Below are 19375 nucleotides of genomic sequence, written 5' to 3'. Positions count from 1 at the left end.
TTTTGGATAATATATGAACCTGTTTGACTCAAATAGCGTGTCCAAACATTTGGATCATGTGCGTATTGTTATGGTCAATACCACCCTGCCAGCTAATATTGGTAGCGCCTTACGCGCAATGAAAACCATGGGTTTATCAAAATTGGTCTTGGTTGCACCGAAAACCTATCCGCATCCGGATATTGATGCTTTGGCAGCAGGCGCACAAGATTTAATTGATCAGATTGAGATTGTTGAGACCTTAGAACAAGCCATTCAAGACTGCCATCTCGTTTTTGGAACCAGTGCCCGTAGCCGCACCATCCCATGGCCATTACTGGATGTTCGTCCAGCTGCACAGGAAGCACTGCAAGCTGCAACCAAAGCGCAGCATATTGCAATTGTATTTGGTCGTGAAGATCGTGGCCTCACCAATGAAGAATTGGCTTTAGCCAATTACCACTTAACCATTCCAGTGAATCCTGAATATGGTGTTTTGAACGTTGCCCAAGCCATTCAAGTGGTCTGTTATGAGCTCAGAATGGCTGCATTGGAACAAAATACTTCAGTGACAGAAATACCAAACGATCACATGCAACTCAAACAACAACAAAGCATGGAGTGGGATGAGCCTTTAGTCACGCAACAGCAAATGGAAGAGTTCTATCCGCATCTGGAGAAAATGCTGACAGAAATCGAGTTTCTCGATCCAAATAATCCCCGTTTACTGCCATTACGCTTGCGTCGTCTGTTTGGAAGGATACAATTAGATCGTATGGAGTACCATTTATTGCGTGGCATTTTCAGTCGCGTACAGGCACTTGCCAAAGGTTCATGGAAAAAAACAAATCCGGAGGATCATAGTCATGATTAAACAGCTGAAAGAAGATATCGAAGCTGTATTTGCGCGTGATCCCGCGGCCCGAAATACGCTCGAAGTCCTCACCACTTATCCTGGGATTCATGCCCTGATCATGCATCGTATGGCGCATGAACTCTGGAAAAAAGAATATAAAGGCAGTGCACGTCTGCTCTCTTCATTTAGCCGTTTTGTCACTGGAATCGAAATCCATCCTGGTGCAAAAATTGGCAAACGCTTTTTTATCGACCACGGCATGGGTGTGGTAATTGGTGAAACTGCTGAAATCGGTGATGATGTCACGTTGTATCATGGCGTGACCTTAGGTGGAACGACATGGAATAAAGGCAAACGCCACCCAACTCTCGAGGATGGTGTCGTCGTGGGTGCTGGTGCAAAAATCTTAGGCCCTTTTACAGTCCATAAAGGCGCTAAGGTTGGTTCAAATGCCGTCGTCACCAAAGAGGTTCCAGAAGGTGTAACCGCTGTCGGCAACCCTGCCCGTTATATTTTCAAAGACAAGAATCAAATTGAACAAGATGAAGCCAGCCGCCGTGACTATGCCGAAAGCATTGGTTTCCAACCTTATGCGACGACCCAAGACCAGTCCGATCCAATTTTGGAAGGTATGCGTGTTTTGTTAGATCGCATGCAGAAAAATGAAAAGCAAATGAATGTTCTATGCCAGCGATTGTCTGAACTTGATCCAAGTTTTAAACCGCAGAGCTCAAAAAATCAACCTTTGAGTAAAGAAGAACTTAAAATTATTGAAGAAGTTAGACGTGAGTGCGAAGCACAGAACAAAACTTCAGCAACATAGTCAAATATATAAGAAATGTAACAAGCTTCTCATTGCAAGTTGGTTTTGCTTTTCCTAGACTGGTAAAACCAACGATCTACTTCTCATTTAACTAAAATTAATGGATGTAAAGCATGAATTTTAAGCCTTTGGCATTACTTGTACTTTCAACTTCTTTTTTGACGGCCTGTGGCGTTGCCCCAGTTAAAAAAGAAAAGGTTGCTGAACCGTTTGTGTTTAAAGAGCCAGATCCAACTCCTCCATTCTATGCTTTAAATCCAACCAAGTATGATGCGCCACCAAGTTTTGAAGTCGCAATCAAAGATGCCGCTGCTCAACCCGTAACCAAAATGGTAGTATCTTTACAAAACGATCCAACCAAATCAACCACACTAGATATCAATAAGCTGATCGTCCCGACCATTGACAGCAAACAGCGCAGCATGAAATATGCGGTTCTTGCCGGTGACAATGAAGTTGATGTGACTGAAATTGATGACTTCTTACAACTGGTTGAAGGTAAAGCCCGTCACTACCCACCTCGTTTCACTGAACGTCAAGAACGTAAAGGTTATGAAGTCAAGTTAAAAGAAACTACACAAAAATTGGATGCTTTAGCTGAAAAGCCAAATGCTTCGCTAGACATATTGACTCGCGCATTCAAAGCAAGTGTGATGGCACGGAACCTAGACTTAGGTACCGCTTATACATCGAAGTCGCTCACCTATGCGCAACGCATTCTTGCCATCAACCCAAATGATCCTGAAACCAACTTCTGGTTCGGTTTCGGCTTATCTGAAGGTGGTGGTCAGCGTGAAGCAATTCCATATTTAGACAAAGCCATGAAAGGTGGTGTTCAAGAAGCTTATCTTTCTGCTGCGAACAACTATCTTTGGTTAGAGCAAAAGAAAAATGCGATTCAAACTTTGAAAAACTATAAAGTTAGCTATCCAGATGAAGCAGAAGTGACTGATCGCTTGATCAAAGAAGTGGAAACTGGCAAACGCTGGAATGTATGGCAAGTTCTTAACTAATTCGAACTGCCTAGGTTTGTAAAAATAGACTGTCGTGTACAGTCTATTTTTTTATCTATCATTGAAAAAACATTCGATTTTCGTATTATAGCAGGAATCTCCCAACGAACTTGCTGACATATCATGCTAGCATTTACTCCGAATAAACGTTTATTTTTTATCTCTCTATTCAGTACCATGCTGATCAGTGGTTGCCAAGTTGTCAGTCTTAAACAGCAGGCGGTTAATGTAACAATTGCCAATGAACGTAATAGTATTCTGACGCAAAAAAAACTCAGCGAAGCCAGCCTCAATGTCTTATCGATGTCTGGTAAAGAAGCTAAAATCTGTATGCAAACACCCAATGAATGCATTGCAGACCTACACAAAATTCCGCAAATTCAGGATGAGCAATTACTATCGACTGCCAGTGAATTATATCTTTCCAAGGCACTCACCCTTTCAGATTCGTCTGAATGCAAGATTAGCAAACTGACAAAACACAAACCTGAAGAAGAACAGAAAGCCACTCAAAAGACCTATGAGCAATGCTTGGATCAAGAATTGGAAGCTTTAGATCAAAGCATTCGCTATAGCTATGCCTATTTATTCAAAACGGCACGACAGCCGCAAGAACGTATTTTTGATAACCGTCAGGTCCAGATTCGAGACTTTTACAATCAAGCGTTAACTAAATTGGTCAATGTGCATAGTTTAAGAAATCCTTCTAAAACGATTAGCCCTACCATTAAGATTGGCAAAAGTACCTACACTATAGACATTCAATCCTATCAGCGCTTACAAAATATGAAGCTGGAGAAATTTATTTCCAGCTATAACATGAACTTTTCAGGATTAAGAGCGATTAACCGCCGTGATGGTTTTGGTTCAGATTTCGTGGCAGTGTTTCCTTCAACAGATGCAGCCCATGGCGAAAATAAATATATTCTTGACCCTTTAACTTTCAACTATCCTAATGGTATTAATCCCAATATCCATAAAGCGCGTTATCTAGCCGCAACTATTATTGCGCAACCCAAGAATGCAGCGGCAACCATTAAAGATGTATTAAACAATCCAAACTTTGAAGTTAAGGTTTATGACCCTTATAGTGTAGAAAAAGTCAGTATTGCGGGTAAAGAATATTCACTTGCAGCCAATTTTTCGGCACCTTATGGACTCTGGTTAGCTGAGAATAATTTAGGTGCAGCGGCTTATTTAACCTTAATTGATCGTGATCAGCATCTGACCATGCCACATCTCTATATGCTGGAACCCTATAATCCGAACAAGAAAGTGATTGTGTTGGTACATGGTCTTGCCAGCAGCCCAGAAGCATGGATTGCGGTGACCAACGACATCATGGGTGATCCAATACTGCGCGAACATTACCAAGTATGGCAAGTGTTTTACTCAACCAATATGCCGATTATAGAAAGTCGCTTCCAGATTTATGCACTTTTAAAACAAGCCTTTGGCTCTTTGAATAATAAGGATGCAGCAGCCCAAGATGCGGTTTTAATTGGTCATAGTATGGGAGGTATTATCAGCCGACTCTTGGTGAGCAATGCCGATATTTCCAAACAAGCCCTGACCATGATGAGTAGCCGCCAACAAACCCGTTTACGTAAACATCCTGTCATTGGTGAACGGCTTAAAATGGAACCAATCACTAATTTTGATCGTGCCATTTTCTTAGCTGCACCACATAAAGGAACTGACTTTGCCGATCGTTGGTTTACTTTGGCTGCACGTAAAATCATCAAACTCCCTGCAACCTTCTTGACCACTTTGGCAGATACACTCACCAGTGATGATATGGATTTAAAAGAATTCGTTAAAACACTGACCAATGATGTGATTCAAAATGGCCCAAGTGATCTCAGTAAAAAATCCAAGTTTATGGAATTAACTGCATCTATTCCGCCAGAAAATGGACTGGTTTTTCACTCGATTATGGGTAATATCACCAAAAGTGATGATCCAAATGTCATTACAGATGGGATTGTTCCTTATAAAAGTGCACATTTAGATGGCGCTGTTTCCGAGAAGATTTTCACGGGTGGCCATTCAATCCAAGAAACACCTGAAGCGGTACTAGAACTTCGTCGTATCTTACGCCAGCATTTAGTGGATCATGGTTTATATAAACCGAAGAACTAAACACAATAAAAAGCCCCAAATAATTGGGGCTTTTTTTAAGCGATTACTTACACACCAGAACGGATCATGTAATCAAAGGCAGACAGTGATGCTTTCGCGCCTTCACCTGTGGCAATGATAATTTGCTTGTATGGCACTGTAGTACAGTCACCTGCGGCAAAAACACCTTTGACATTGGTTTCGTTGCGATCATTAATTACAATCTCTCCACGGTTACTCAACTCAACCGCACTGTTCTTTAAGAAATCCGTGTTTGGCAATAAACCAATCTGTACAAAGATCCCTGCAAGTTCAACGGTGTGTTCAACCTCCGTGCCACGATCTTTATATTTCAATGCTGTCACTTGAGCACCATCACCGACCACTTCAGTACTTAAGGCATTCAAGATCACCGTCGTGTTCGGCAAGCTATTTAATTTGTCTTGCAACACTTGGTCAGCACGGAGTTTGGTATCAAATTCAACCAAAGTCACATGCTCAACAATGCCCGCAAGGTCAATCGCTGCTTCGACACCAGAGTTACCACCACCAATCACCGCAACACGTTTGCCTTTGAATAATGGACCATCACAGTGTGGGCAATATGCGACACCACGGGTACGGTATTCAGCTTCCCCCGGTACATTCATTTCTCTCCAACGTGCACCTGTAGACAGGATGATGGTTTTCGATTCAAGTTTGGCACCATTCTCCAGTTCAACCTCAACCAGACCATTGGCCGTTTGATCTGCACCAGTGATCTTGCTGACACGTTGCAAGTTCATGATATCGACACCGTATTCACGAACATGGGCTTCCATGTCTTGAGCGAACTGAGGACCTACAGTTTTTTGTACAGTGGTGAAGTTCTCAATGTCCATGGTATCCATCACTTGACCGCCAAAACGTTCAGCCACGATACCCGTTTTGATGCCTTTACGTGCCGCGTAAATCGCTGCTGTACCACCCGCAGGGCCACCACCAATCACCAACACATCAAATGCATCTTTGGCATTGATTGCGGCTGCATCTTTCTCAGCTGAATTGCTATCCAACTTGGCAACGATTTCTTCCAAAGTCATACGACCTTGACCAATGTGCTGATTGTCTTGGAACACCATTGGCACCGCCAAGATTTTGCGTTCTTCAACTTCATCTTGGAAGAAAGCACCATCAATCATGGTTGCTGTGGTATTTGGATTGTTGATCGCAATCAAGTTTAAAGCTTGAACCACATCTGGACAGTTATGACAGCTTAACGATACAAACACATCAAAATTTGCAGTTAAATTGAGGCCTTTGATCTGAGTGAGTACGTCATCAGACACTTTAGGCGCATAACCTGATACTTGTAATAATGCCAAGATCAAAGAAGTAAACTCATGTCCCATTGGTAAACCTGCAAAGAATACACGTGGTTGTTCACCTGCTTTGGCTACACCGAAACTAGGACGGCGAGCGTTTGAACCGTCAAAACGCGCCGTAACTTGGTCAGAAAGTTCAGCAATTTCAGTCACGAGTTCTTTGATTTTTGCAGCTTTGTCCGAGTCATCTAAAGCAGCAACCAACTCGATTGGACTTTCTAAACGTTCTAAGTAAGCTTTTAATTGAGTTTTAATATTTTGATCTAACATATATTTCTCCAAAGGCTAAGGCTTTTAAATCAGCTAAATTCATTCAATGAGGCTATAGTACGCAAAAGTACTGAATAGGTAAAACAGTATGTTTTTATGAGTTTGATCGGATAAACCGAACATTGATTTACAAGACATCAAGCTTTTGGGTAATTCGAACACGGCGATTTTTCAAATTTTTGGCAAGTACATATAAAATTGTGCTTAAAGCAACGGCCAATACAATCAGCCCCCATAAAATTACGTTCACAATCTGAGAAACACGCTCTGCTTGCTGAGCACGTTGATCTAAAGGTTGGGTGACTGAGGTAATACTTTTGCCATACAACTGCTGCTGCATGACCCATAATTGCTCAGGTTTGAAATCATAGCGCTTAAACAGATCAGGGTCAGTCTTCTCGGCACTAATTAACTGATTCACATAAACATTAGCAGTCTTTCGATCAATGGGTTGATGTAACAATGCAACCTGAGCTAAAACATAGGCTTTTTCAGTTGGGGCAATATCTGCTTGCTGTAAATCTTGCGCAATTTGGCTTTCTACAATATTGCTTTTATAACTCATCCATTGCTGATAAGCCTGTTCAGTCTCATCTTTCCAATCATATTGGAGATAACTGAGACCCGACCAAAGCAAAATAAATGCAATGACCCAAGCCAAAATCCGTTGTGACCACGCCTGAAAACGCTGCTGAAAAAACTTAAATTTCTTCACCCAACTGACCAATAAAAAGGCACCAATGAATGCAACAAAAATTTTTAGGAACAACCAACCAAACCATGACAACAAGCTAAAGAAGTAATCCACTGGTTGTTTAAATGGTACTAATTCTTGAACATGATACGGTAAATCTAAAGCCTGAACATGCGTGGAAAGATCAAAGAAACGATAGATAAATTCTTTTTGCAAAAATAACGATGCAACCGTAACTACGACTAAGCTACTGGCGATAACAAACCAGATCATTAAATGACGCTGACGCTTTTTTAAAAGCTGTAAACGCTGGTCAATCGGTTGTACGCTAAAATCTTCTATGGGTGACAATGATCTTTCCTTTAAAAAATTAGCAACATCAAGATTTAGGTGGTTGGCTATTCTCTAGCACCAAATGATTCAAACTCTCCTGCAAAGCACGCAAACGCGTAGTCGCTTCAGCACGCTTTTGCATCCCTTCTTTTTGGATTTGAATCACATCATTCACTGTTTTAATGAGGGTGTTTTGCACATGTTCAAGGGTTTCAACATCGATCACTGAACGTTGATTGGCTTTTGCGGTATCAACAGAATTCTGATGCAACAACTCAGCGTTACGACGCAATAATTCATTGGTGGTGTCATCAATCGCTTTTGCCAACTGCACGCTGTTCTTCTGCTCTTGTAATGAAATCGCCAGACTAATCTGATTTTTCCATGCAGGTAGCGTAATGTTCTTAATGGCATAGAACTTATCCACCAACATTAAATTATTCGACTGAATAATCCGAATCATCGGCAAAGTCTGCATCGCAGATTGTTGTAGAACCTGCAAATCACTCACTCGTTTTTCAAGGTTATTGGTCAAGTGATTAAGATCATAGATCTGTTGAGTGGTTTGCTGATCTTGCTCCTGTGTCGTGAGCGTCGAAATCTGCTGTTGAATATCTTGCTGTTTCAATTGCCCTGCAGCGATGTATACACCAAGTTGTTTATATTCATCCTGTACTGCATCGAACATTTTATCTAACGTTCCAACACGTGCTTTTAAACCTGACTGTGAACTTTCAATCTCTTTAACCAACACATCGATCTGTTCTTTGGTGGTATTAAAGTGCTGATCAAAACTTTGCTTGGCCCCCTTAAACTTGCTGATTAAACCACCGAAAAAACCCGAACTTTTAGACTTATTCAAAATACTGGAGGTATTGAGTTGCTGCGCAACCTGAACCACCTCATTCAACTTTTGTCCTGTGGCATCTAAGTCCTTATTTTGAACCAAACTCAGTAATTCATCGGTATAAGTCGATGTCTTATTGGCAATATTTTTGCCGTATTCTGCAACTGCTGTGGTACTGATATCGGCGAGTTCTTTATGCGCATCCATCACTTCAGCAAAATCTTGAGGTTGTAGACCTAAGTCTTTTAAGTTCAACTGCTCAAAACGCTGCTCTGGCTTAATTTCAAGCTCATGAGATGCTTTGCTAAGTTCTGAATCTGACATCCTATTTCCCTCTTATTTCTGTAATGATTTTTTCAAATTTTGAATGAGATCTTCTCGACTCTTATCAAGTTGATCCAATATTGCCGCCGAGTGAGATTCTCGACTTTGCTTTAAGTAATATTGCCATGCAGGAATCAAGACCTGTTGTGCCTCTTTGAAACGGTCCAGAAGGCTAAAAGACAAATGCTGTGACAATTGCATCTGCTTCATGGCAATATCATTACTGCTTTGCAATGTTTGTAAAGTATTGATCTTTTTAGATAGACGTTCGACAAAATGATCGAGTACTTGTTGTTTGGTAAATTGAGGATATTCTATTAAAAACTCATCTGCAGCCTGAATATAGGCAGCCATCTGTTCCCTTAAACCCAATGCCTGTTGCAAACGAGACTGTGATTTTTGAATTTCGATCTGTAAGCGTTGGCTTAAATGATTGGCCTCATGAATTAAACGGTCAAGATCTTTGACATACTTCACCTGCCCGGCATCGTACTCAATATCAATCCCGAGCCATTTTTGTAGTGCATTGAAACGTCGTGTGCCCAAATGTTTTTTGGATAAAGACAGCTGCTGAATAATCTGGGTAATCACTTCACTCAACTGTTGATTCAGCTTAGGATCAACCCCATTCAATAAGACACTTTGTGCTTGTACTAAATGATCCGCATAATGATTGAGGCGATGCGGGTCGTTGAGTAAAGGTAATAAGTCATTACGCTTAATCGCTAAAATATGTTCTTGATTTGACTCAATTTGCGATAAAGGTGTTAAGTCGTGCGGTAGTGTCATATCAGTCAAAAATCGTAAGAACAAATAAATTTGAACATTTTAGTTGTAGCATGTTCTTAAGCTTTCGCATACCTAAATGTTGTTATGATTTTTAACAATTTCTACTGATTTATCAATAAAAAACCCTCTCAATTACAATCAATAAAGAGGGTTCTTGAATCAAATCATGCGTTACTCATCATTGAGGGCACATTCAAAGTTGTTTGGATTTTGTTTGCAGCGCACTTTTTTCAAGAAGTTCATCATTTTGGGATCATAAATTCCTGCTTTAGTGAGTGAAATACGTGCTTCACGCATCATCTTCATATAGTTGACTTGTTCTTCAGGTGGGATAACCATCCAGTACTTGGTCGGAATTTCTTTTTCGTATTTTGAAATAATATTAAACGTTCGACCGAGTTGACCCGCCACCCATTCACGTGACTTCTGCCCAAACCCATCAGGAAATTTATCCTTTCGAATAATGAAATTTGCCGAAATTTGCGTCAGTGGAAATTTGACAATGCCGCCTTTATCGCCGAGTCCCTTATAAAGCTCAAAAGGTTTATAGGCAACGATTGGTGCAGGCACAATATCAATCTGATGATTATTAAATTTTGCCCCGGCATTGGTTACATCGACTGAAACAGCTTGTGCACCAATTTGAGCGACCAGTTTAGGTTGTGCTTCGTCATAGGCAAATACCCCCACCTTCTTACCTGCTGCTTTTGCCAGTGTATTGATACTTCGATCTGCAACAAATAGATAAGCTGGGCCAATGGTTCCCAGACCCGCAATTTCATAAGGGCCATTGATCATACTTTTTGCCGCTTGCGGTTTAGAAAGCAATTGATAAGCAAGAATTGCTGTTTTCAAATCAGTTAAAGCGCCAACTGCATCAAGTGAACCAACATATTTATTGAACTGACGTCCACGCAAGCCACTAATAATTGCGCCATCACATTGTCCAACTTTCAAATCTTCTGCGGCGACACGTTCATCAACATAGGCTCTTAAATCGATATCCGCGCCCCATTTTTTAGCTTCGAGTGCATAATCTTTTGCCAATGCGAATGCATCACCGGATTTACCGACTGGATCAAATACACAAACCGTTTGCTTCGCCTGCGTTGCTGCAGCGAATCCGAATAATGCTAAAGCGATTAAACCTTTTTTAATCATCATCTCGTTCTTCCCAGATAAGATTTGTTTTATCTCTTTTTCTCAACTGATTCGTTGACACGATACTATGACGAGATTTCTATTTTTAATGAATTTACAGTCAATACCTACCGAATCTAAAGCTCTATCGGTTCAGTAGACATTATTATTATACATGGCTAGGTAATGCTTGATTGGGTGGTAATGCATAAGTCCCGATCACATGTGCAACAGGTTCCTCATCATCGAGTGAATATAACCAGACTTCCCCTGTAACCAAGGTTTTACCCACCTTAATTAACTTACAAACTGCCCGTATATCCCGATTACCATTGGGTTTACGAAAGAAGTTAATGGTCATATTGGTGGTAACAGCCATGGCAACCAGTCCCAAATGCCCCAAGATAGCAATATAAAGCACATAATCTGCAATCAACATAAGCGTTGGACCAGAAACGGTTTGTCCTGGACGCAGGTCCCCTGCATCGACACGATAAAGTAACTGTGCCCCCTTAGCAGGAATCTCTTCGATGGTGCTTTTTTGCAGTGCCTGCGGAAATTCTTGTGCTAAAAATCCAATAATTTCTTGTTTATCCATTGCCATATGTTTTCCAAATGATGTGTCATGTTATGTAGAAAAAATCTAAAAACTCCAGCTTAATCTGCTTTATCTGAAAGCTCATTCAATACCTGCCAATAACTCGGCGGTGCAGATACATGCCCACGTTCACGTAACATCTGATGCATTCTTGGCAATTTAAAATAAGGTACAGCTGCCATTAAATGATGCTCTTTATGGTAGTTCACATTAATTGGTGCGACCAAAGCTCGGGCCAGATAGCCCGCCTTGGTGGTACGGGTATTGGTTAAAGCACTATTACTGGTCTCCATTCCAGCATGTTCTGCCATTGAACGAACACGTAAGAATAATGGAAATGGCGTTAAATAGGCCAATACCCATAATGCATAGAGTTTAGGATGACCCGTTGCCCATAATGCTGAAAATAAAGCCGCATTGGTTGCAATTGCACCGCCACTATTCTTTAAGAATGCTTTGGGATAATCGGTCCAATGTCGCCCTTCTTGAGAAATCCAACGACGATCATTTGATACCGTCCACTCCATTTTTTCAATATCCATCAACACTCGACCGACCGCAAACTTAAATCCAGTCACGCCAGATAAATCCCGCATGAATTTACGCATGAGTGATTTCTTAGTGGTTGGAAAGCCAGTAACAAGGGATAGATCGGGATCATCGACCGTTGAAGTTTTACTATGATGACGCATATGATGCGCACGATACTTATGTAGATCATTCCAAATCGGACGCGCGCATAACCAATCTGTAAAAGTGTCATTCAGCCATTTGGTTTTAAATAAACTTTGATGTGAGGCATCGTGCATGATAATTGCCAACGCCAATTGTCGACCAGCCAAAATAACCAAGGCAGCAATACACATCAGCAATTTACCCCATGTAGGTAAATATTCCCAAGAGCTTGCAACCGCAGCAAATGTGCCACCAATCACGGCCCATGTCGAGAAAACCGCCCAACCGCCATGTAAGTCTGATTTTGCTGTTAGCTCGGTAATTTCTTCCCTGCTAAATAAATCACTAATCGCCACACGTGTATTCATCATCCTTTCCTCTATGTGTTGTATTCTTATAAAACTACACAATTTATATTTTTATTTTAAATTAAGTAATATTTCTGTCAATCTATTAAAATTAAATTAGATGTAATATTTGTAATCAATATTTACTCTATTTGTCCCTCGTAAAATTTTCGCCAAGATGCCAAACCTGTTTGGTCTAGCTGCCGTACACTCTCCGCAAATTGTTCACGCAACTCAACATCAACAAAGTCTTTCGGCAATAATGGATCATTCATCAGTAAAGAAATCGTTTGACGCCCCAATAACAATGACTCTCTAGCGGCATCTTCCAAGCTTAATTGATGGACTGTAGCTAACCAGTTTTGGATCATTTGATTATATTTCTGATAGTTCTGATTTAAGGTCTGCACGGACCATAGTGCTGGAATTAGAGCTAAGGTTTTAGCATCAAAATGGCTGATTTGGCAGATTTTTGCACTACTTTCTAAACCTGAGGTTTTTAACTCCAACTCCAGTTGATCAAAGCTGATTGCTAAATTATCTGGACGGATAAAAATACCTTGTTCTAATTCTTTAAAACCCAAATGCTTAAGTGCCCTTTCTCGACGGTTCAAAGCAGTACGATCAACACGACCTAGCTCACCTGTGAAAACAGCCAAATATTGTTGATTCCACACTTTTGTTTGCTTAAGACCATGCTTACGATTGAGCATGACATTGGCCCATTCATGCGACTGAAGCGTAAATTGATATATCCCGCGTTCAAGGGCTTCAATAACCCCATCACTGGATAGACGCGTCACAGCAACCCGAATACTGTTTTCACTGATTTCAAAAAGCCGCGCTGCAATAATAATTTGCTTAATTGAAATCGCATTTCCCTGCAGCCCTAACAGTAAATCAATAATTAAGTCTCGAGCATTCATTTTCACTATTGTCATTGTGCTATTGAACCGAATCAGGAATTAAAAATAAAGAAAAGGAATCTTAACGGAGAATCTCCCTTTTTGCAGTTGCCAAAAGGGAGATGTTTTACTTTTTATAAGAACACAAACAATAAGATAATACCAAGAACAATACGGTACCATGCAAATACACGTAAGGTATGTCGTTCAACAAACTTAACCAATGCACTCACCACTAAAAGTGCTGAAATAAAAGCTGCCACAAAACCAACAGCAATATTCAACATATTGTCTTGCGTCAATACATCGGCATTACGTGCTAAATCGAAGACTGCCGCACCCAACATGGTTGGCATGGCCAAGAAGAACGAAAACTCTGTTGCCGCCTTACGAGATAAGCCAGCAAACATTCCCCCAACAATGGTTGCCCCTGAACGAGAGGTTCCTGGAATCATTGCAACACACTGTGCACAGCCCACCAAGAAAGCTTGTTTATAGGTAATCTTGGTTGCCTCTGTGGTTTTATGGTCAAAGTTCTTAGACTCAACCCAGAAAATGATGAAACCACCAATAATCAAAGCGAATGCCACTACAAGTGGACTAAACAAAACACTCTTAATAAAATCAACCGCAAAAATACCAATCACGACGGCTGGAATAAAAGCGAGTAAGACACTAAAAGCAAAATGCCGTGCTTCAGCATCACCACTAAAGAAGCCTTTAACCAAGTCAAAAATCTTTTGACGATATAACCAACATACAGCCAAAATTGCACCGAGTTGGATAACAACTTCAAATACACGACCATCATCAGAATGAAAGTCGATCATATGACCAAATAAAATCAAATGACCTGTGCTTGAAATGGGCAAGAATTCGGTAAGACCCTCAATAAAGCCTAAAAACAAGGCTTTTAAAATTTCAATATGTTCCATAACTTACTCAAAAGAACGTCATACAAGTATAAAATAAATGGCAAGCTTAACCTGAAAGCTAAGCACTTTATGTGATTGTCACGTAACGGTTTAGAAAAAAGATTTCAATAAATACATTGGTTTCTATTAAATAATCATCAGACTATTTTTCTTTTGCATTTGCTCAACCACTTCATGGGTATCAAAACCCAAACGCCAGTATAAAAGCTCTAAAACATCGAGTTCATCCTGAGTTATGATTCGGTCATTCCAAAGGCATCGTTCTGCAATCGACAAGATATTCAGGCGGTCTCGCAGCAATAAACCAGAAACATCATTTAAAATTTCTGCCAAGTCCAATGGTTCATCTGAAATGTCGGCATAAGTTTGCATTTCATCATCAGTGAGCAGCATTTGTAAAATGCGCTCACGAACTTCGAGCTGATTTGGGCTGTTAATCTGTTGGACATGTAACAGTGCATCAATCAAATGCACAATTTGGGATTTCACATCTTCAAATGCAGCAGGCAAATGTGCAGGCATTAAATTCAGTTCTTGCTTCACCCGTTCCAATAATAAGGCATCTAGCAAACCCACTTCGCCGTCTTCTTGAATAATACAAGCCAGCTTGGTCAGGAACTGACGCGCAATGCTGGTTGGCATGTGCCCAATATTTTTACAGGCATCATGAAAGATTTGCACATGAATACGGCCATCCAGATTTAATAATGCATCGACAATGGCATGGCTCACTGGCGCTTCTTGCGGAATAAATTCACGGTACTGACGAATCATCAAAATCGCGACCATTACTTCACGCGAACCCGTGGCTGTTTGCATCGCACGCTGAATTAATTCAGGGCGCTTCTTATTTTTACGTACTTCTGGATTGAGCGGTTTGATTGCATCATTGAGTGCAAAACTAATCGGAGATAAACGCAACAAAGGTAATGGCTGCGGTGAACTCCACGGCATTGTAATATCCGCACTTTCTTCTTCTAATGAGCGGAATAAACTAAATAAAGGACGATTACGAAGCTTTCTTAAATTTTCTAATTGTAAATCCTGTAATAAAGTTGGATTCAACTCATAAATTCGCTCTTTAATGCTCGGATGAATGTTCATCCAGCTTTGCGGGCTAAGTGAATTTGCAAAGCACATATGTGAAATCGATTCAGAATATGCACTATGAATCTGTGAACCCGAGTGATGCACATAAATCCGTAACAAGGTTTGAATATTGGCATTATTGTTCATCAAACGCATGGTTTTAAGATCATTACGAAAAGTACGACCGCTCAAGGTCAGATATTTAATACAGCGGGTAATAAGAATGCCTAAGCTTCCGATCAGCCAAATTACCCCACCAATCGCCACAAAAATCGTCTCGAACTTGTTTCGATAAGTGGTGGCGTAAGGATTATAGCCAGCCTGAGCCAATTTACTGCCCCACTGACTAAAAGTGGTTAAGCCACTATATAAAATTTTTAGCTTGGTATTTTCAACTGCTTCGCCCGATAAAATCTGGTTAAATTCATAACTGAGTAAGCCATAAAGTTCCAGTTCATCCAGATTTTGTAATGCACCCCAAGTCAGAATAATCACAATATCCTGTGATCTGAATCCTGCGGTTAAAGCATTTACCCCGACTTCATCGGGTAACACATACACTGCGGGCGTATCGATATCAAAGCTTTTTGCAACCTGTTCTACAACTTTTAAAGCAGTACTTTCTTCTGGCGTACTTTCATCGAACACCAAACGGCGCGCTTTGAGCTGTTTTGCCAGAGAATGTCCCCCTTCACGCAGCACATAAAGTTCCGCACCGACAGACCAGACTAAAACAAAAATCAGCAGGACTATGAAATATGGACTGAGGACATGCCACCAAATTGGTTGAGTATAATCAAAGAAATGAACAACTAAACCCAAGATTAAATTGAGAATAAAGACGGTCAGCAACATTGCGATAAGACAGAAACTGACTGACCAAGCAATGTTTTTATTTTCAATTAGATAATGGCTCATTTCTTTCAATGTAAGTTTTCCCGATTACATTGTTTCAGTTAAGGTTTCCGTACCGACTATCATAAAATAAAAAAGCGGGAAATTCCCGCTTTTCTAAAGATTAAGATGATTACTCTTCTTTAATCCCAGTTAAGTCAACTGATGCTGCATCAATATTCACATCAATATAGCCATCTGCTTTCTTTTTCGCTGAATCACTACGCTTTTGCTCAAGTGCATCGAGGTATACTTTGTCGATACCACCCGCAACATAGATACCATCAAAAACTGAACAATCAAATTCAGTAAGATCAGGTACTTTGCTGGTGCGTACTGCATTTTTCAAATCTTCCAAATCTTGGAAAATCAAACGGTCTGCACCAATATTTTCACGAATTTCTTCGACTGTACGTCCTGATGCAATCAACTCTGCCTTGGCTGGCATATCAATTCCATAGACGTTTGGATATTTCACCATCGGCGCAGCAGAAGCAAAGAATACCTTCTTCGCACCCGAATCACGTGCCATCTGAATGATTTCATTACAGGTGGTACCACGTACAATCGAGTCATCCACCAATAAAACATTCTTGTCTTTAAATTCAAGCTCAACAGGGTTTAGCTTTTGACGTACTGATTTTTTACGTTGTTGCTGACCAGGCATAATGAAGGTACGTCCGATATAACGGTTTTTCATAAAACCTTCACGGAATTTCACACCTAAAATATTCGCCAATTCTAAAGCAGAAGTACGGCTGGTATCTGGAATTGGAATCACCACATCAATATCGTGTTGCTCACCCCATTCTTTTAGAATCTTGTGCGCCAACTTCTCACCCATTTTTAAACGGGCTTTGTATACTGAAATGCCATCAATGGTTGCATCTGGACGCGCAAAGTAGACATATTCAAAAATACATGGACGATATTCAGGATTTGCAGCACATTGCTTTGTGAATAATTGACCATTGGCATCAATGAAAATGGCCTCACCTGGTGCGATATCACGTTCAACCTTAAAACCAAGTGCAGTAATCGCAACTGATTCAGACGCAATAATATATTCAACACCCTGTTCAGTTTCACGCGAACCGTAAACCAAAGGACGAATACCATTTGGATCACGGAAGCCCACTAAGCCATGACCAGTAATCATTGCCACGACGCCATAAGCCCCTTTGCAACGCTCATGCACGCGAGATACAGTGTGGAAAATATCTTCTGGTGTTGGGTTTAAAGTGCCGATCTTCTGTAACTCATGTGCAAACACATTGAGTAAAACTTCAGAATCAGAATCGGTGTTCATGTGACGTAAATCTGTTTTGAACAGGTCATCATGAATTTCAGCAGCATTGGTCAAATTACCATTGTGAGCAAGGGTAATACCATAGGGTGAGTTGACGTAGAAGGGTTGCGCTTCAGCACTGCTTGATGAACCTGCAGTTGGGTAGCGAACATGCCCAATCCCATAGTTTCCAAGCAATGCACGCATATGACGGGTATGGAATACATCGCGTACCATCCCGTTATCTTTGCGGAGGAATAAACGCCCTTGATGGCAAGTTACGATCCCTGCAGCATCCTGTCCTCGATGTTGCAGCATCGTTAAGGCATCAAATAACATTTGGTTCACTGGTGATTTACCGGCTATCCCAACAACTCCACACATAGCAACCTCGCGACAAGCTAGTGATTAATAAAAAGGATTTTTGGTCGAATGATCGGAACGCTCATTCACAGACGCACGTTCCGATTCGTCCATTTCTTGCGAAGGGCGATGTAATAACGCACCTTCAGATGTCATTTGATTTAAAGCTTGATTCGCCGCATCTTTGGACAATTCAGTCGCCAAAGGTGCGTAAGGTAATAAAATTTGTACGAATTTAGACTGTTTCCAATGTGGCGAACTTTCAACCCAAGGACCTAAACCCTGCATGGCTATCAATACAATAAGAAGTCCCTTGAGAGAACCAAACGCACCACCTGCTAAACGATTTAATGGGCCCAATTTTAAACTTTTCAAGAGCCCATTCAGTAATGCAGACACAATCCATGTACACACCACAATAATCAACACAATAAAGGCAAATGCTGCAATTTTTTGCACAACAGGGTCTTGGCTAAGACTGCTCATTGCAGGTGCCAACACCACAGCGTATTTTGCCCCAATGATCAATGCAAATATCCATCCGATCAAGTTCGCAAAGGCTTTTATAAATCCTTGACGCAAACCGTTCAGCCCTCCAATGAGCAAGATGACCAGAATAATGATATCAAGCGTGTTCATTTCACACAGTCATCGCATCAACACAGTCTTTGACCAGTGTTGGGCCTGTATAAATCAGACCGCTATACACTTGCACCAAGCTTGCACCTACTTGCTGTTTTGCAACTGCTTGCTCGCCTGCTAAAATACCGCCAACACCAATCAATGGAATTTGTCCCGCCAACACTTCAGCAAATTGGCGTAAGCATTCAGTACTCTTTTCAAATACTGGCGCACCAGACAAGCCACCCGCCTCATTTCCATTTGGCAAGTTTTCCACACCATCACGGCCCAAAGTCGTATTGGTCACAATCAAACCATCAATTTTGAATTGCAGTAATTGCGCTGCAATAAAATGGATATCTTCTGAGCTTAAATCTGGTGCGACTTTAAGCACCAATGGGACATAATGATTATATTGATCTGCCAGTTCGAGCTGACGATCTTTTAAGGTTTGCAACAACTCAGTTAGCGCATCGCCGCTCTGCAAACTACGCAAATTTTTCGTATTCGGTGATGAAATGTTAACCGTAATATAAGAAGCGTAATTATAAACTTTTTCTAGACAAATCAGATAATCAGATACTGCATCTTCAACAGGTGTATCCGCATTTTTGCCGATATTAATACCTAACACACCTTTAAATTTTGACGCTTTTACATTTTCAATCAGTTTATCCACACCGTCATTGTTAAACCCCATGCGGTTAATAATGGCTTTTGCTTGAGGAATACGGAATAAACGAGGTAGAGGATTACCAGCTTGTGGACGTGGTGTAATGGTTCCAATTTCGATAAAACCAAAGCCTAATGCCGCTAAAGCGTCAATGTGCGCACCATTTTTATCTAGACCGGCCGCAAGACCGACAGGGTTTGGAAACTCAATTCCCATACATGTCACAGGTTTTGCCGCAACTTTCTGATGCATAAAGCCAAGTTTGTGGGCCTTATCTAGCATAGAGAGTGTAAGTTCATGTGCACGCTCTGGCGCTAAAGTAAACAACAAAGGGCGAGCCAATGAATATAACATACCAATCACAGTCTACTGATTTTCAAGTAGACGTATTATAGGCATAGGCGTATCAAAACGCTATGCCTGACATAGGGTTT

The 19375-nt window shown here is 40.9% G+C and carries 17 protein-coding genes; 4 read left to right on the top strand and 13 right to left on the bottom strand.

Going from position 1 to position 19375, the window contains the following annotated elements; all coding sequences use genetic code 11:
• Nucleotides 1–13: 13 nt before the first annotated feature.
• From F993_RS14740 to F993_RS14755, 4 genes are all read left to right on the top strand, one after another.
• The gene (locus F993_RS14740) at nt 14–853 is read left to right on the top strand and encodes an RNA methyltransferase (protein ID WP_004653042.1); all 840 of its coding nucleotides are present in this window, start codon (nt 14–16) and stop codon (nt 851–853) included.
• Nucleotides 846–1658, top strand: a complete 813-nt coding sequence (cysE, locus tag F993_RS14745) for a serine O-acetyltransferase (protein ID WP_004653040.1) — start codon at nt 846–848, stop codon at nt 1656–1658. Before F993_RS14740 ends, cysE begins: the two co-directional genes overlap by 8 nt.
• Before the next feature lie 113 nt (nt 1659–1771).
• Nucleotides 1772–2671, top strand: coding sequence for an ABUW_2363 family tetratricopeptide repeat lipoprotein (locus F993_RS14750; RefSeq protein WP_004653039.1), 900 nt, complete (start codon nt 1772–1774; stop codon nt 2669–2671).
• A gap of 123 nt (nt 2672–2794) precedes the next feature.
• Nucleotides 2795–4813 carry an alpha/beta fold hydrolase gene (locus F993_RS14755; RefSeq protein WP_004653038.1) on the top strand — a complete coding sequence of 673 codons (2019 nt, stop codon included), beginning with the start codon at nt 2795–2797 and terminating at the stop codon, nt 4811–4813.
• 47 nt (nt 4814–4860) lie between these two features.
• Here F993_RS14755 and ahpF read toward each other — a convergent pair whose 3' ends face one another.
• From ahpF to F993_RS14820, 13 genes are all read right to left on the bottom strand, one after another.
• Nucleotides 4861–6426, bottom strand: coding sequence for an alkyl hydroperoxide reductase subunit F (gene ahpF / locus F993_RS14760; RefSeq protein ID WP_004653037.1), 1566 nt, complete (start codon nt 6424–6426; stop codon nt 4861–4863).
• A 127-nt stretch (nt 6427–6553) separates the two neighbouring features.
• Nucleotides 6554–7471 (bottom strand): hypothetical protein, encoded by a 918-nt coding sequence (locus F993_RS14765; protein WP_004653036.1) that lies wholly within the window; start codon nt 7469–7471, stop codon nt 6554–6556.
• A 28-nt stretch (nt 7472–7499) separates the two neighbouring features.
• Nucleotides 7500–8624 carry a toxic anion resistance protein gene (locus F993_RS14770; protein WP_004653035.1) on the bottom strand — a complete coding sequence of 375 codons (1125 nt, stop codon included), beginning with the start codon at nt 8622–8624 and terminating at the stop codon, nt 7500–7502.
• A 12-nt stretch (nt 8625–8636) separates the two neighbouring features.
• A complete protein-coding gene (locus tag F993_RS14775) occupies nt 8637–9413 on the bottom strand; it encodes a hypothetical protein (protein WP_004653034.1) in 777 nt (258 codons plus the stop codon).
• A gap of 171 nt (nt 9414–9584) precedes the next feature.
• Nucleotides 9585–10574 carry a putative solute-binding protein gene (locus tag F993_RS14780; RefSeq protein ID WP_407637366.1) on the bottom strand — a complete coding sequence of 330 codons (990 nt, stop codon included), beginning with the start codon at nt 10572–10574 and terminating at the stop codon, nt 9585–9587.
• A 148-nt stretch (nt 10575–10722) separates the two neighbouring features.
• Nucleotides 10723–11157 carry a PaaI family thioesterase gene (locus F993_RS14785; protein WP_004653032.1) on the bottom strand — a complete coding sequence of 145 codons (435 nt, stop codon included), beginning with the start codon at nt 11155–11157 and terminating at the stop codon, nt 10723–10725.
• A 53-nt stretch (nt 11158–11210) separates the two neighbouring features.
• On the bottom strand, nt 11211–12194 hold the full coding sequence (locus F993_RS14790) for a fatty acid desaturase family protein (RefSeq protein WP_004653030.1): 984 nt from the start codon (nt 12192–12194) through the stop codon (nt 11211–11213).
• 122 nt (nt 12195–12316) lie between these two features.
• Nucleotides 12317–13114 carry a PaaX family transcriptional regulator C-terminal domain-containing protein gene (locus F993_RS14795; protein WP_032812413.1) on the bottom strand — a complete coding sequence of 266 codons (798 nt, stop codon included), beginning with the start codon at nt 13112–13114 and terminating at the stop codon, nt 12317–12319.
• 98 nt (nt 13115–13212) lie between these two features.
• A complete protein-coding gene (locus tag F993_RS14800) occupies nt 13213–14013 on the bottom strand; it encodes an undecaprenyl-diphosphate phosphatase (protein ID WP_004653028.1) in 801 nt (266 codons plus the stop codon).
• Nucleotides 14014–14139: 126 nt separating this feature from the next.
• Complete coding sequence (locus F993_RS14805; RefSeq protein ID WP_171065998.1) at nt 14140–16029, bottom strand: M48 family metalloprotease; 1890 nt, start codon at nt 16027–16029, stop codon at nt 14140–14142.
• Between the two features lie 100 nt (nt 16030–16129).
• Nucleotides 16130–17668 carry an amidophosphoribosyltransferase gene (gene purF / locus F993_RS14810; protein ID WP_004653026.1) on the bottom strand — a complete coding sequence of 513 codons (1539 nt, stop codon included), beginning with the start codon at nt 17666–17668 and terminating at the stop codon, nt 16130–16132.
• A 24-nt stretch (nt 17669–17692) separates the two neighbouring features.
• A complete protein-coding gene (locus F993_RS14815) occupies nt 17693–18286 on the bottom strand; it encodes a CvpA family protein (protein WP_004653025.1) in 594 nt (197 codons plus the stop codon).
• Nucleotide 18287: 1 nt separating this feature from the next.
• Nucleotides 18288–19295: a quinone-dependent dihydroorotate dehydrogenase gene (locus F993_RS14820; protein ID WP_004653024.1), complete on the bottom strand. Its 1008-nt coding sequence runs from the start codon at nt 19293–19295 to the stop codon at nt 18288–18290.
• Between the last annotated feature and the right edge of the window lie 80 nt (nt 19296–19375).

The organism is Acinetobacter proteolyticus (genome assembly GCF_000367945.1).
Lineage (GTDB): Bacteria > Pseudomonadota > Gammaproteobacteria > Pseudomonadales > Moraxellaceae > Acinetobacter > Acinetobacter proteolyticus.
This window is presented reverse-complemented; position numbering and strand designations above follow the sequence as displayed.

What these genes read in the sequence shown, in the direction of transcription:
- F993_RS14740 (WP_004653042.1), top strand. Translation starts at nt 14, where the DNA reads ATGAACCTGTTTGACTCAAATAGCGTGTCCAAACATTTGGATCATGTG.
- cysE (WP_004653040.1), top strand. Translation starts at nt 846, where the DNA reads ATGATTAAACAGCTGAAAGAAGATATCGAAGCTGTATTTGCGCGTGAT.
- F993_RS14750 (WP_004653039.1), top strand. Translation starts at nt 1,772, where the DNA reads ATGAATTTTAAGCCTTTGGCATTACTTGTACTTTCAACTTCTTTTTTG.
- F993_RS14755 (WP_004653038.1), top strand. Translation starts at nt 2,795, where the DNA reads ATGCTAGCATTTACTCCGAATAAACGTTTATTTTTTATCTCTCTATTC.
- ahpF (WP_004653037.1), bottom strand. Translation starts at nt 6,426, where the DNA reads ATGTTAGATCAAAATATTAAAACTCAATTAAAAGCTTACTTAGAACGT.
- F993_RS14770 (WP_004653035.1), bottom strand. Translation starts at nt 8,624, where the DNA reads ATGTCAGATTCAGAACTTAGCAAAGCATCTCATGAGCTTGAAATTAAG.
- F993_RS14775 (WP_004653034.1), bottom strand. Translation starts at nt 9,413, where the DNA reads ATGACACTACCGCACGACTTAACACCTTTATCGCAAATTGAGTCAAAT.
- F993_RS14780 (WP_407637366.1), bottom strand. Translation starts at nt 10,574, where the DNA reads ATGATTAAAAAAGGTTTAATCGCTTTAGCATTATTCGGATTCGCTGCA.
- F993_RS14785 (WP_004653032.1), bottom strand. Translation starts at nt 11,157, where the DNA reads ATGGCAATGGATAAACAAGAAATTATTGGATTTTTAGCACAAGAATTT.
- F993_RS14790 (WP_004653030.1), bottom strand. Translation starts at nt 12,194, where the DNA reads ATGAATACACGTGTGGCGATTAGTGATTTATTTAGCAGGGAAGAAATT.
- F993_RS14795 (WP_032812413.1), bottom strand. Translation starts at nt 13,114, where the DNA reads ATGACAATAGTGAAAATGAATGCTCGAGACTTAATTATTGATTTACTG.
- F993_RS14800 (WP_004653028.1), bottom strand. Translation starts at nt 14,013, where the DNA reads ATGGAACATATTGAAATTTTAAAAGCCTTGTTTTTAGGCTTTATTGAG.
- purF (WP_004653026.1), bottom strand. Translation starts at nt 17,668, where the DNA reads ATGTGTGGAGTTGTTGGGATAGCCGGTAAATCACCAGTGAACCAAATG.
- F993_RS14815 (WP_004653025.1), bottom strand. Translation starts at nt 18,286, where the DNA reads ATGAACACGCTTGATATCATTATTCTGGTCATCTTGCTCATTGGAGGG.
- F993_RS14820 (WP_004653024.1), bottom strand. Translation starts at nt 19,295, where the DNA reads ATGTTATATTCATTGGCTCGCCCTTTGTTGTTTACTTTAGCGCCAGAG.